The organism is Bacillus sp. BR3(2024) (assembly GCF_039134555.1).
Classification (GTDB): Bacteria; Bacillota; Bacilli; order Bacillales; family Bacillaceae_G; genus Bacillus_A; species Bacillus_A cereus.
Genome location: NZ_CP152433.1, coordinates 3,247,175 through 3,260,578, shown reverse-complemented (window position 1 = coordinate 3,260,578; position 13,404 = coordinate 3,247,175). Strand labels below are relative to the sequence as shown.

Sequence of the window (13,404 nt, the reverse complement as noted above, 5' to 3'; positions counted from 1 at the left end):
CGAAACCTTCAGGAATAATATATATCTAGAAAAGCACGGGAGATTTTCCGTGCTTTTATTATTTATCATGCTCTCATTGTAGTAAATGAAATGGTATTTAAAAATAGGATAATTATCCAGTGATAAAGCTTAATATTTGAGGCTCACTGCTTATGGAATGTATAAGCACACTCGTTTTTGTAAATCTGCTAATACTTCATCGGGTATTTCTTTGATTTTAATATCCTTCCCTAGAAAAAGCAGCCAATTTATTATTTCCGTCACTTCATCGGGATTGTTAACATTGATAAAAGTTTTTAAAATGGCTGTAGATTGGTAAGGATTAGTATAAGATATTGAAATTTTTAAAGGATGGTATTTTTTGAACTGGGCAATTGCTTTTGGTCCAAGTTCAAGTACCAAGTTGATTATTTCGTCCTTCTTACTTAGTTTTTCTAAAATCTTTTTCTTATTTAGCCTTTTGTTCGTCGTGTATGGTTCGATATTAATGAGATCATCGACAGGAAACATCATCTTCTTTTCTTTTTTTAAGTCAAACCCTTCAATGATCCAATGGCTTTTTTCTTGATAAAGGTGCAATAGATAAATTGGATAAGTCTTGATTTCTTCATCTTCTTTCATAGTAATCAATAAATGATTATCCAAAAGAAGGATTTGAATGAGTTTTTCTAACATAGGATGGGGGAGATCAGAAAGCTCAAGTAGATCGGGATTATGAGGGTTAGTCCCTTGGAAAAGCAAGAGTTGATTTAAAAGAACGAGATCATCTTGCTGGGTTTCTGAGATGAGTCCTAGTAGTTTTTCGGCTAAAGATTGACGACTCTTTAGGTAGGGAAGTTGTTGATTCCTCGTAGCCATAAAGGCAATAAAAAGAGCTTTCACTTCATTATCAGTAAAGCGAACAACGGGCAGGATAGAGTTGTGCATAACAAAATATCCCCCAGCCCTCCCAACTTCAGTGACAAGTGGCATTCCCATAGCTTCAATTTCTCTAATGTCTCTAATAGCTGTCGACCGTGATATGTTAAATTCTTGTATAATTTCAGAAATTGTAAAGTGAGAGCGGTTGTTGATATACCGCATCATTGTATTAATCCGTTCAACTTTTTTCATTTTAGTCTCCTAAACAGTATCATTTTTTGACATGGTTTAAAGGTATTATAAACGTATCAGATGAAAAGATAAATCGTTTGATTAATAAAAAAAGAGGCAGGTTTTGAACATGAAAAATTATACTATAGAAGAAAAAGATAGCTTTATTGTGTTAGGTATTGGAACTGAAATTAAGAGTGAATACACAGACTTTGCTGGAATAAATAAAGAAAAGGAAGACTTTTGGTCGGCTGTTAAAGAAGATGGAAGGCTGGACACTTTAAAAGCTTTAGCTACAAATGAATACATTTTTTCCGTGAGCGAAGCGGTGAACAACAAAATGATGTATTATGCGGGTGTCATGACAGAAGCACAAATAGAAGAAGAATCTAGAGTGATTCAGTTTCCGAGGGGAGAATACTTAGTAGTGAAAGGAGAAGACAAAACGGCTGAAGAGCTAAGTAATAAGCTTACTGGCATCGGCTTCGGTCAAGCTTTACCAGAAGCAAAGGATTTTGCCTATGTTGGTGGACCGAATACAACGGTTGAAATGGGGCAGAGAAATGGCTTAGTATTTGGTGAAATGTGGATTCCTGTTGTTAGGAAGTAAAGTGATAAAAGGTGCGAATATGGAAATTAGAGGCTAACAATCTTGGATTGTTGGCCTTTTTAACATGAATATAATATTCATGTGCTGCTACACAGTATGTTCTGATAAAATGGAATAAAAGGTAATTGCTGTAAGGTGGTGGTGGGGTGAATAAAAAAAGGTTATTTGAGCTATTCATAGTAACGTTTGTTTTTCTATTCCTTCATGTAAGTACATTTACTAATGAAAAGTTTAACGATAAATTGGGATCTTTTACTTTCATTGTGCTACTTCTTATGCTTTCTATTTACACTGCATTTATAGAAAAGTATTTTGATGATATACAAAAGTGGATTCGAAATATTACATGTTGCTTTGCTTTATTCGTAGTGGTTTTAGTAGCTCTATGGATAGGTTATTTTTAGTCCTTACTTAAGAGAATGAGAAATATGTGATTACACTACATTTGATCCGATAATATTACTTAGCTGCATCGGTTTATATTAATCTTTTCTCTCCTCAATCATGATAAAATGTACAATAGGAAATTTTATGTAAGATAAAGAAGGAAGGTTTACGGTCAGCCTGAGTACTTTGCTAGCTTTTGCGCTTGTTTCACTTAGTATGGTGAGCCTATTTTGATTTATCTTATTTCTCATTCCATTACGTAGGGGCGTATGACAGGATTTATTTTTTTATTAAGCATCATGCTTGGATTTGTAATTCATATAAATGAAGCAACTTTAGTATTCACTCAAAAATCCATTGTCTATGAAACAACTAGATTTGTAAACGGCTTTAATAGAAAGATGTCTATTGTATTTTTTGCGGCAAGATTAAATAGCTTTTTTGTTACTTTACAATAAAGTATACTTAATATCAGTAATTCATGTAATTAGGGGTGGTTTCTATATTTAGAGAAAATACAAAAAGGATACTTCTGTCATTAGTAACAAATCCAATACTAATAATTGTATACGGAATTTTTTGTTATGAGTTGGCCTTATACTGTAAGTACGGAAGAATGAATTATAATATTTACATTTTGTTATTATGTATAGTACTTTTTATATCCATAACTACATTTACTACAATGCGGGTGATAAAAAATAGAGAATATGAATCTAAAAAATTAACAAATTCAATAGCATGGAGATCCATTTCTATTATCATTATTGTTGCAATTACATCATTTTATGGGATGCAGATTTATAAAAGTGCAATAAATTACAATGGTAAATTGGCATGGTTTATAGAAAAGTTAAAACATGAAAGGTCAGTTAAACTTAAACATAATAATATATATAAGTCTGGAGTAGAAGGTATTTTTGAAGATATAAATAAAAAATATCCTTTGCCAAAGAAATTGTATATGGCAACTGATTTTGATCTTACATTTCATTCAGATGGAACAATCACAGCGTTTGATACATTTGTTTATGGGAAAAATGATGATGGGAAAGAAGAAACTTATTTAATCTCTTATAATAAGAAGAAGTCAGAAGATATTACTATAATACGAGACGGATACGCAAAGCCTGATTATAATGATGATAAATTAGTAGAACCTTTAATTGAAACGGTTAAGGCGATTCCAGTTAAGCAAACGGTTAGAAAATGGAATGAAAGTAAGTATGGGTTGATTTATTATGGAAAAAGAAATTGGGGATCCAATACAGAGGGAATTATTAATATTACTGAGGATGGTAAGGGGCAGAGTCTTAAAAAAGCAGCTTCTGATATCATTGGATATACTGTATCTATATTTGTCCCTGGAAAAGAGCAAGAGCTAGTCCCTGCTAGATATAATTTAATAAGTGACGCAAGTTGGAGTAAATCAAAGACGCCTCCAAAAGAAGATATGCTTAAAGAGAAGAAACAACAAGATTTAAAGAATGAAAAAGAACAGTTTTTCCTATCGAAAGAAGTTGGTTATAAACTAAATATGACAGATAAAGCATTAGGGAGCGCCTTTTATTCATTAAGCAAGACTAGTGATGAAGGGAAAACATGGGAGGTTATCAATCCAGACCCATTTAATGGGGGGATTGGTAGTGTATCAGGAATCACTTTTATAAATGATAAACTTGGGTTTTTAGGAGCAATTAGGCCTTCTGGTAATGAAGGAGAGTTATATCGCACAGATGATGGGGGAGTATCTTTTAAAAAGGTAGAATATCCGCCGCATGAAGTGAAATTAGATCATACACAGTCCACAATAAGTCCTTTTGATTCACCTAGTATGCCATATGAGAAAGATGGGGTTTTTCATATGTTAGTTGGACAAGGGGCAGATGGAGACTACAATGGCGATAGTAGTGCACTTTATCAATCAAAAGATAACGGAGAGACATGGGAATTTGTAGAAGAAGTGAAAAAGAAATAATCAGAATGTTTTTTTGAAAAATAAGGTAACTACTCAGCTATACATTTCATTTAGAAGTTTGGTAAGGGGTATAATTCCAGCCATGAAGATAAAAATGGACCTATACCTCGCTGCCTTTCTTTGTTTTATTTCTTATGCTTACTATCAACGCTATATATAGAAAGGTATTTTGGTGATATACAAAAGTGGATTCGAAATATCACATGTTGTTTTGCTTTATTTGTAGTGGTTTTAGTAGCTCTATGGATAGGGTACTCTTAGATCCTTACTTAAGAGAATGAGAAGTATGTGATTACAATACATTCGATCCGATAATATTACTTAGCTGCATCGTTTTATATTAATCTTTTCTCTCCTCAATCATGATAAAATGTACAATAGGAAATTTTATGTAAAATAAAGGGGGAAGGTTTATGGTCAGCTTGAGTACATTGGTAGCTTTTGCAATTGTTTCGCTTAGCATGGTTTGTTCACCTGGGCCTAATATGATTTACCTCATTTCCCGTTCCATTACGCAAGGACGTATGGCGGGATTTATTTCTTTATTGGGCATCATGCTCGGATTTGTAATCTATATAATCGCAACTATGTTTGGACTTACAGTTCTATTCGTTGCTGTTCCCGCTGTATATGAAGCAGTAAAGTGGGCAGGTGCTGCTTACTTGCTCTGGCTCGCCTGGAATTCGATTAAACCGGGTGCTACATCTATTATGGAACCTCGTATGATTTCTAATGAGCCACCAAGGAAATTATTTCTGAGGGGACTCATGACGAATCTTCTGAATCCAAAGATTGCTATTTTGTATGTATCACTTCTACCTCAATTTGAAGATCCAGAGAAGGGATCGTTGCTTTTTCAAGGTGCAGTTTTGGGGCTTACGCAAATCACTGTTAGCTTTATGGTTAACCTTGTAATTGTATGTACAGCAAGTAAAATTGCAAAATGGTTTGGCACACGCCCGACGTGGCTACGAGTACAGCGTTGGCTTATGGCAAGTGTTTTAACGGGGCTTGCTGTACGTCTTGCTTTTGAACGTCGACAGTAAGAGCCTCTTTACCGTCAGTTTCTATAATATAACCTAATAAATATTAATATAATTTATGTATAGTAGATATTTACCTTATAAAATAAGGGGGGAATATTATGACTGAGACAAACGAATCTTCAGGAGTTAATTTGAAAAAAGATGTGAAGTTTTCTATTATAATTCCTGCGCATAATGAAGAAAAGTACATTAGAAAATGTTTAGATTCAATTGCAAAGGCATCAGAGGCATATAAAGAGCAAACGGAAGTTATAGTTGTTTTAAATCGTTGTACAGATAAAACAGAGGAAATAGCAAAATCTTATAATTGTGTTACATTGAAAAATAACGATAAAAACTTATCTAAAATTCGAAATGCAGGGGCTAAAATAGCTAGTGGAGAAATAATCGTTACTATAGACGCTGATACCATAATGACAGAGTCTATGTTGTTTAATGTAGATAAATATTTAGCTTCAGGTACATACATTGGTGGTGGGGTGAATGGTAAGTTTGAAAGAATATCTTTAGGAATATTTCTCTCCGCAATGTTAATCATAATCCCCTTACTTTTTAAGTACGGAGCTATATCTGTAGGGATTTTTTGGTGCTATAGAAAAGACTTTATGGCAATCAACGGATTTAATGAAAACATGCTTATGGCAGAAGATGCAGATTTCGCTAAACGTTTAAAAGAGTGGGGAAAGAAAAATAATAAGAAATTCGGTACTATTAAAAATGGAATGATAACTTCATGCAGAAGATTTGATACATATGGAGACTGGACTTTACTTAAAAATCCAAAAGTAATTTTAGCTTATCTAAAAGGAAATGATAGAAAATACGCAGATAAGACATATTATGATAACCAAGAAAGATAAAAATGGAGAAAATCAGAAGAGGATAGCTAGTACTTTTTTAGATATAATGAGAATCCAACTTAATTTAATAGATATTATAAGAAAACCACCAATTTGATTATCCTTTTTCAAATTGGTGGTTTTTATTTTTGAAATAAATATGTATTTTTTTATAAAAATATTTTTTGACCCCCATAAAACTATGTATTCCTCCGAATATGTATAGTGAAGAAAATAAATAGAAGAAAAATGACTATGAAAGAATATAGAAGCATTAATAAAATTACTAGATTAGGTGGGCATCCAAAATAAAAGGATGAAATTACCAATGGTATAGAGGAGAGTTATTCAAGGATTGCAGATAAAATAGAAACAGAATAAGCAAAACGAACGGTAGAAAATAAGAAAGTAGATAAAAATACAAACTTAACTGTAGTGCCGAGAGAAAAGGAAAATCATTAAGAAAACGTTGGAAAAAGTTAGACTCAAAAAATATAACTAACAGCAAGAAAACAAGACCGAAGAAAAGTACCAAGAAAATCTGGTTAAATGGTCACTTTTGTAGTGGCCATTTTGCTATTTGAAGGAGGCTGGGAGATTACAAGTGTTGAGTTTAGTAATGAAGATCTTAAGAAAACCGAAAATAGAAGATATCGTATGTAACATACAAAACAACGAAGAAGATAAAGAAGCGTTTATCGTACAGTATCAGCCTTTTATTAGAAAATCAATCTCATCTGTCTGCCGCCGGTATATTACAGAACAGGATGATGAATATAGCATTGGATTGTTTGCGTTTAACGAAGCAATTGAACAGTATTCCTATACAAAAGGAAAATCCTTTTTAGCGTTTGCTGATCTTCTTATAAAAAGAGATGTAATTGACTATATACGTAAGGAGTCTAAACATAACTTTGTCTTTTTAAAAGAAGATGAGCAAGAGGAAATGTTAGAAATGCAAGTGTCGCTTACAGAGTATATGAAAGAGATGGAAAATAGTAACCGTAAGGAGGAAATTCTTCATTTTCAAAGTGTGCTAGCTGAGTTTAAAATCACATTCTCAGAGCTTGCTAAAGAATCTCCTAAGCATCGTGATACGCGTGAGCACTTAATAGAAATTGTAAAAATTATTATAAAAGAAGAGGAAATGATGGAAGAGCTGTTCCGAAAGAAAAAGTTACCGCTTAAACATATTGAACCGCGTGTTAGGGTAAGTCGTAAAACGTTGGAACGACATAGAAAATACATTATTGCAATGTGTATTATTTTTGCAAACAACTATACATATATTCTGGATTACATAAGAGGGGAAAAGCATGATGAATAAAGGAATTGTGATGGATATAAAAAAGCATAGCGTAGTTGTTTTAACACCAAATGGAGAGTTTATTACGTGTAAAAGAAAAGGGGATTCTTGCATGATCGGGGAGGAAATCTCATTTGATGAGCAAGAACAAAAAGCATCGCATTTTTCGATCCCTTCCTTTCTAAAACCTGCATCAATACTTGTTGCTTGTTTTCTATTTGCAGTGCTGTTTTTCTACAACCAACCAGAAGAAAAAGTATTTGCTTACGTCTCAGTTGATATAAATCCAAGTTTAGAGGTGAGCGTAACGAAGGATTTTCGTGTTATAGATTTACAGGCTTGTAATGATGATGGAAGGCGTATTTTAAAAGAATTGAAGCAATGGGAAAATAAACAATTACAAGAAGTAATACGTACTATTATAAAGCAAAGTCAAGAGGATAAGTATTTAACGAATGATAAGCAAGTTATGCTAACAGCAGTTGCAAAGGACAAGGCGCTAGAACCACAGTTAGAAAAGGCAATGAAAGAATTGAAGAAAGAATATGAGTTAAAACATATTACAGTTGAATATCAAAGTAGCACGATGCAAGTACGAGAGAATGCTAGAAAAGCTGGAATTGGCACAGGTGTCTATATAAAGCAAGAGAATGAGAAAAACAAATCGCTTACTCCTCCTGCCACGCCGCCTAATCCGGTGGGAAATGAAGAAGAGGTGCAATCACAGCCGGAGTCATCTCCTGATGCATCAATGGATTTATCTCCTGTAAAAGAAAAAAAATATGAAAAGCAAGAGCAGAAAGAACAAAAGAAAACAGAGGGACAGCCATCGAAGCAAATAAAAGAAAACAATGGAAGAGGATCTCAGCAAGAAAATAGAGGGAATCAACAGGAGAATAACAGTAGAGAATCTCAACAAGGAAATAATGGGAATCAGCAAGGGAACAACGGAAGAGAATCACAACAAGGAAATAATGGAAATGGGCAAGGGAACAACGGAAGAGGATCACAACAAGGGAATAATGGAAATGGGCAAGGGAACAACGGAAGAGGTTCTCAACAAGGAAATAATGGGAACGAGCAAGGGAACAACGGAAGAGGGTCTCAACAAGGGAATAATGGAAATGGGCAAGGGAACAATGGAAGAGATCCTCAACAAGGAAATAACGGGAATCAGCAAGGGAACAATGGAAGAGGATCCCAGAAAGAAAATGACGGAAACGAGCAAGGGAACAACGGTAGGGGGGCTCAACAAGAAAATAGAGGCCACCAGCAAGGGAATGAAAAGAAGAATCAATAGAATATGGAAGTGAGAGATTCATTTCAAAGCTAAAAGGATTTCTCTCGCTATTGTGGGCAGTAAAACTCCCATCTCAAAATTTGGCTGGAGCAAAGAAGTTAGGTGGGAGTTGGGCTGCTTGTAAATGCCCAATTGGTGAGGGCTGATTAAAGTTGCACTTTATTATTTTATAGTTCTATTAAGAAGGAGTATGTGAAAAATATAATGGAGAAAAACATTCAACAAGAGAAAGATAAAGAAAAACCTGTTTTTTATGATCCGAAAGGAAGGAGAAACATAGCCTTTATTTCGTTTCTATGTATCTCAATAGTTAGTGTAGGTGTTGTATTTTATTTTTTCTTTCAAAGTATTTTTTCAACACCAGAAATTCCAAATATGAATACCGCTGTACAACAAGATACTAAACTTGTACCAATTAATCAAAAACTTAGTGATCAGCAGTTAAAGAAGGAAGAATTTAACCCAAATACCGGAACGAAGGATAATGAAAATTTGGTGAATCCGCCGAAGGATAGTAAACAACCTAAAGAAGTGTATGGTTTTTATGTAAACTGGGATGAAAATAGTACCGCTTCTTTAAAAGAAAATATCGATTCCTTAACTACGTTAGTACCAGAGTGGTATCATTTAAAAGCAGATTTAACGATTAGAAGTGAAATCAAACCTGAGATAGTAAAGTTGGCAGAAAAAAATCAAGTGAAGATTATGCCTTTGCTTACTAATTATACTGAGGAAGCTTCTGGTCCTGATAGTGGGCTAATTCATAAGTTACTGAATTCCTCAAATGATGTAAAGACAAAGTTTATTAATGATTTAGTAAGCCAAGTTAAAAAGAATCATTTTTCAGGAATTAATATTGACTTTGAGGCCGTACCTGAAAGTGATAGAGAAAACTTAACAAATTTTATGAAAGAACTTACTACGGAATTTCATCAACATGATTTGCTCGTTACACAAGATGTTCCAGCTAATGATAAGGCTTTTGATTATAGTGCGTTAGCAAAAATAATAGATCGAATGATTGTAATGATGTACGATGAGCACTATGGAGCCGGGGAACCAGGACCAATTGCTTCAAATAAGTGGTTCCAACATACATTGAAAGAACTGAATATTCCGTCTAATAAACTTATAGTTGCTTTCGGTAACTATGGGTATGATTGGGAAGTAAATAGTAAAGAAGCTGCGAAATCTTTAACTTTCTCAGAAGTTATGGCAATGGCTCATGATTCAAATATGAAAATTCAATGGGATAAGATTAGTGGGAACCCTTATTTTAGATATAAAACAGGAGAGAAAGAACATACTGCTTGGTTCTTAGATGGCGTTACTCTCTATAATCAAGTGAAAATCGCAATGGACAATAATGCAAATGGATTTGCGCTATGGAGATTAGGAGCAGAAGATCCTACAATATGGAAAGTTTTAAAAAATCCGATTGAGGTACAAAAAAATCCTAATGTATTACATAAAATCAATAGTTTAGATGAAGTAAATTATTCTGGACAAGGTGAAATTTTACAGATTGAGAATGAAAGAAAAAATGGATTGAGAGATTTTAAAGTAGGCAGAGATGGTTACCTTACAGATGAAGTATATCAATCCTTACCATCTGCATATGAAGTGCAACGATATGGAAAACCAAATGGGAAACAAGTAGTATTAACATTTGATGATGGACCAGACCCGAAATATACGCCAGAAATTTTAGATATATTAAAAGAGAATCAAATAAAAGCTGCTTTTTTTGTACTTGGTGAAAACGCACAACTAAATACTAGTATTGTAAAAAGAATATACGATGAAGGGCATGAAATTGGCAATCATACTTTCAAGCATCCTAACATAGCTGATACGTCTTTACTACGAACGAAAGTAGAACTTAATACGACGCAACGTTTAATTCAGGAAGTAACTGGACATTCTACGGTTTTATTTAGACCGCCATATGAAGCGGATGCTAACCCGGATTCATCAAATGAAATATTGCCTATTTTACGTGCACAAAATATGAACTATACAATGGTAGCGGAAAAAGTTGATCCCGAAGACTGGGCAACACCATCAACAAATGAATTAGTAAAGCGTGCTCTTAATCCCATTTATAAGGGAGAGGGAAATATTATTCTTCTCCATGATGCGGGAGGGAATCGTACACATACAGTAGAGGCGCTCCCAATCATTATTAAAGACCTAAAAAAGCATGGATATAGTTTTGTAACAATTTCAGATTTAATGAATAAAGAACGAGATGAAATTATGCCTCCTGTTTCTTCTGAGGGGAAGCAATATTTACTTTACAATAAAGCTGTCTTTTCAGGAGCGGGATACTTTAAACATATATTAACTACTATTTTTTATATTGCTATTGGATTAGGGATTTTTCGATTTTTATTCTTAATTTATTTTGCATGGAAGCAGAAAAGAAAAACGTTATCTCGCTATATTAATTCGTCTTATCAACCTTTTGTTAGTGTTGTCATAGCGGCATATAATGAAGAAAAGGTGATAGCCAAGACGATTCACTCAATTTTGAATAGTAATTATAGAGAATTTGAAGTTATTGTTGTGGATGACGGATCGACAGATGGTACGTCAAAAGTAATGAAAGAAACATTTTATAAACACCCTAAAGTTCGTTTCATTCAGAAAGGAAATGGCGGGAAATCATCGGCAATGAACCTAGGGTTTCAACAATCGCGAGGAGAAATCATTGTCACTTTAGATGCGGATACTATTATTGCGCAAGACGCTATTTCTTTAATGGTTAGACACTTTGAAGATCAGAATGTAGCTGCAGTTTCAGGTAATGTCAAAGTGGGGAATAGACGGAATTTGTTAACTACTTGGCAACATGTTGAGTATATTACAGGGTTTAATTTAGAACGTAGAGCTTTTGATGAGTTAAATTGTATTACAGTAGTTCCAGGAGCTATTGGGGCGTGGCGCAAGAAGAATGTAGTTGAATCTGGATATTTAAGCGAAGATACATTAGCAGAAGATACCGATCTTACTATTACATTTTTACGTCAAGGGCATAGAATTGTATATGAAGAAAAAGCGCATGCTTTTACGGAATCACCTGAGGATGTGAAAAGTCTCATTAAACAGCGATATCGTTGGTCATATGGTACACTTCAATGTCTTTGGAAACATCGAAAAGCGTTGTGTAATTCAAAACATAAAACGTTAGGGTTTATTGCACTGCCTAACATGTGGTTATTCCAATATGTTCTGCAATTCATTGCTCCTTTTGCAGATATATTAATGATTATAGGACTATTTAGTAGTAATCCGCTAAAAGTTTTAGGATTTTATTTTGTATTCTTTTTAATGGATCTTTTCGCTTCTCTGTTCGCATTTAAATTAGAGGAAGAAAATCCGAAACCATTAGTATGGTTAATTTTACAACGTTTTATTTATCGTCAATTTATGACTTATGTTGTCATTAAATCTATATTCTCATCGCTTCGAGGAGTAGCGGTAGGGTGGAATAAACTAAAGAGACTGGGGAGTGTTAAACATTCCACGGAACATAAGGAGGCATCATAAAAGAGCGGACTATCTGCTCTTTTTTTCATTAGTTTTAGTTAGTTGAATGTAGAGTTGTAGCATAAAAACTGCTGCTTCTATAACGAGATTCCTATTCATTATGAATAGTGAGACAGTATGTTAAGCTAATCCTTTAGTTTCGGATTAAAGTTTTTTTATATTTTTTTAAAATGACGGACACAAAAACGCATATACCTTCGAATTATATATATGGATAACATAAATATGTATATAAAAGGGGAGAAATAAGATGAAAGAAAAAAAAGAAATGTTTCAAGAAATCGCTGAGGTGTTAAAGGTATTGGCGCATCCAGTTCGTCTATCTTTAGTAAAAATAATGCTTGCAAAAGGTCCTACTAATGTAACAACAATGTATGGGGATTTACAAATGCCTCAAAGTACAATTAGTCAACATTTATCTAAACTAAAAGCTGCTAAAATGGTTACAGGTACTCGGAAAGGATTAGAAATTTATTATGAGGTAACTGACAATCGCACAAAATCAATATTAGCATGTTTAGTTTAAATAATGACTTCTATTTCAAAATAAAAAACGCTATTCTTTTCTATGATTTTACAGAGAGAATAGCGTTTTTTATTTTTAAGGAGTATCTTTTTATATGCCTATAGAATGGAGTGAAAGGTTTATGGGTTTAAATGTACCTACTATTACCTTAGGTTCTAATGCGTCTAATAATGAAAAAATTCTCGGTTTAGGGGTGCTTCTTTATAGCTTACGTACAATTGAGATTAGAAAAAGTAGAGCGAGCGCTTAATGAGGCGGAAGTAGTGTTTATATGCGAAACTTTATAGAAATCTCATTTTTCTAATTGTATCTTTTTAGATTGATGGATGTGGGGTCACGTCCATCAATCTAAGAAAACAAGTTAGCTAAAAAATGATGAAAATAAACTTTATAGAAATAAAAAATATGAACGTAGAGGATTAAACAAAGTATATAGTGCTTTTTTAGTCATGTAATCTTTTAATTTGATGATCTTTTCCCCATTCAAACAGATCATTCATTATTTGCATTAAAGATTTTCCGTATTCACTTATGGTGTACTCAACCTTTGGTGGTACTTCTTGATATACGGTACGATAGATAATCCCATCAGCTTCAAGTTGCCGAAGTTGTTGTGTAAGAACCTTTTGTGTAATGTTTGGGATTTCTCGTTTAATTTCATTTGTTCGCATTTTCCCATCCGACAAAATACATAAAATATGAACTTTCCATTTTCCACCGATTACATCGAGTGTTGTTGCAATTGGGCAATCATCATTTTGATTCATA

The 13,404-nt window shown here is 33.7% G+C and carries 12 protein-coding genes and 2 pseudogenes; 12 read left to right on the top strand and 2 right to left on the bottom strand.

Annotated features, from left to right (window positions below):
• Window positions 1-150 precede the first annotated feature (150 nt).
• A complete protein-coding gene (locus V7S45_RS16755) occupies window positions 151-1,113 on the bottom strand; it encodes an HTH domain-containing protein (protein ID WP_000755073.1) in 963 nt (320 codons plus the stop codon).
• 109 nt (window positions 1,114-1,222) lie between these two features.
• Here V7S45_RS16755 and V7S45_RS16750 point away from each other — a divergent pair, with 109 nt between their 5' ends.
• From V7S45_RS16750 to V7S45_RS16695, 12 genes and pseudogenes are all read left to right on the top strand, one after another.
• On the top strand, window positions 1,223-1,702 hold the full coding sequence (locus V7S45_RS16750; RefSeq protein ID WP_000801041.1) for a GyrI-like domain-containing protein: 480 nt from the start codon (window positions 1,223-1,225) through the stop codon (window positions 1,700-1,702).
• A 146-nt stretch (window positions 1,703-1,848) separates the two neighbouring features.
• A complete protein-coding gene (locus V7S45_RS16745; RefSeq protein WP_001036208.1) occupies window positions 1,849-2,106 on the top strand; it encodes a DUF3963 domain-containing protein in 258 nt (85 codons plus the stop codon).
• Window positions 2,107-2,305: 199 nt separating this feature from the next.
• A pseudogene (locus V7S45_RS16740) lies at window positions 2,306-2,412 on the top strand (LysE family translocator); the annotation flags it as partial.
• Window positions 2,413-2,582: 170 nt separating this feature from the next.
• Window positions 2,583-4,067, top strand: coding sequence for a glycosyl hydrolase (locus V7S45_RS16735; RefSeq protein WP_074554922.1), 1,485 nt, complete (start codon window positions 2,583-2,585; stop codon window positions 4,065-4,067).
• Window positions 4,068-4,189: 122 nt separating this feature from the next.
• A pseudogene (locus tag V7S45_RS16730) lies at window positions 4,190-4,328 on the top strand (DUF3963 domain-containing protein); the annotation flags it as partial.
• A 152-nt stretch (window positions 4,329-4,480) separates the two neighbouring features.
• Entirely contained in the window at window positions 4,481-5,113 is a 633-nt protein-coding gene (locus tag V7S45_RS16725) for a LysE family translocator (RefSeq protein WP_000254114.1), read from the top strand.
• Between the two features lie 98 nt (window positions 5,114-5,211).
• Window positions 5,212-5,973 carry a glycosyltransferase gene (locus V7S45_RS16720; protein WP_000141007.1) on the top strand — a complete coding sequence of 254 codons (762 nt, stop codon included), beginning with the start codon at window positions 5,212-5,214 and terminating at the stop codon, window positions 5,971-5,973.
• A gap of 583 nt (window positions 5,974-6,556) precedes the next feature.
• The gene (gene sigI, locus V7S45_RS16715) at window positions 6,557-7,279 is read left to right on the top strand and encodes an RNA polymerase sigma factor SigI (protein ID WP_002082432.1); all 723 of its coding nucleotides are present in this window, start codon (window positions 6,557-6,559) and stop codon (window positions 7,277-7,279) included.
• A complete protein-coding gene (locus V7S45_RS16710) occupies window positions 7,269-8,558 on the top strand; it encodes an anti-sigma factor domain-containing protein (protein ID WP_025687558.1) in 1,290 nt (429 codons plus the stop codon). The genes sigI and V7S45_RS16710 overlap by 11 nt, the downstream gene beginning before the upstream one ends.
• Before the next feature lie 204 nt (window positions 8,559-8,762).
• Complete coding sequence (locus V7S45_RS16705) at window positions 8,763-12,110, top strand: glycosyltransferase (protein ID WP_000414284.1); 3,348 nt, start codon at window positions 8,763-8,765, stop codon at window positions 12,108-12,110.
• A gap of 250 nt (window positions 12,111-12,360) precedes the next feature.
• Complete coding sequence (locus V7S45_RS16700; RefSeq protein WP_000660066.1) at window positions 12,361-12,636, top strand: metalloregulator ArsR/SmtB family transcription factor; 276 nt, start codon at window positions 12,361-12,363, stop codon at window positions 12,634-12,636.
• Window positions 12,637-12,730: 94 nt separating this feature from the next.
• On the top strand, window positions 12,731-12,886 hold the full coding sequence (locus V7S45_RS16695; protein ID WP_001121201.1) for a hypothetical protein: 156 nt from the start codon (window positions 12,731-12,733) through the stop codon (window positions 12,884-12,886).
• 193 nt (window positions 12,887-13,079) lie between these two features.
• Here V7S45_RS16695 and V7S45_RS16690 read toward each other — a convergent pair whose 3' ends face one another.
• Complete coding sequence (locus V7S45_RS16690) at window positions 13,080-13,403, bottom strand: helix-turn-helix domain-containing protein (RefSeq protein WP_001072958.1); 324 nt, start codon at window positions 13,401-13,403, stop codon at window positions 13,080-13,082.
• Between the last annotated feature and the right edge of the window lies 1 nt (window position 13,404).

Excerpts from the sequence above, each read along its gene's own strand:
- V7S45_RS16690 (WP_001072958.1), bottom strand. The coding sequence starts at position 13,403 with ATGAATCAAAATGATGATTGCCCAATTGCAACAACACTCGATGTAATC.
- V7S45_RS16720 (WP_000141007.1), top strand. The coding sequence starts at position 5,212 with ATGACTGAGACAAACGAATCTTCAGGAGTTAATTTGAAAAAAGATGTG.
- V7S45_RS16700 (WP_000660066.1), top strand. The coding sequence starts at position 12,361 with ATGAAAGAAAAAAAAGAAATGTTTCAAGAAATCGCTGAGGTGTTAAAG.
- V7S45_RS16710 (WP_025687558.1), top strand. The coding sequence starts at position 7,269 with ATGATGAATAAAGGAATTGTGATGGATATAAAAAAGCATAGCGTAGTT.
- V7S45_RS16705 (WP_000414284.1), top strand. The coding sequence starts at position 8,763 with ATGGAGAAAAACATTCAACAAGAGAAAGATAAAGAAAAACCTGTTTTT.
- V7S45_RS16755 (WP_000755073.1), bottom strand. The coding sequence starts at position 1,113 with ATGAAAAAAGTTGAACGGATTAATACAATGATGCGGTATATCAACAAC.
- V7S45_RS16750 (WP_000801041.1), top strand. The coding sequence starts at position 1,223 with ATGAAAAATTATACTATAGAAGAAAAAGATAGCTTTATTGTGTTAGGT.
- V7S45_RS16725 (WP_000254114.1), top strand. The coding sequence starts at position 4,481 with ATGGTCAGCTTGAGTACATTGGTAGCTTTTGCAATTGTTTCGCTTAGC.
- V7S45_RS16695 (WP_001121201.1), top strand. The coding sequence starts at position 12,731 with ATGCCTATAGAATGGAGTGAAAGGTTTATGGGTTTAAATGTACCTACT.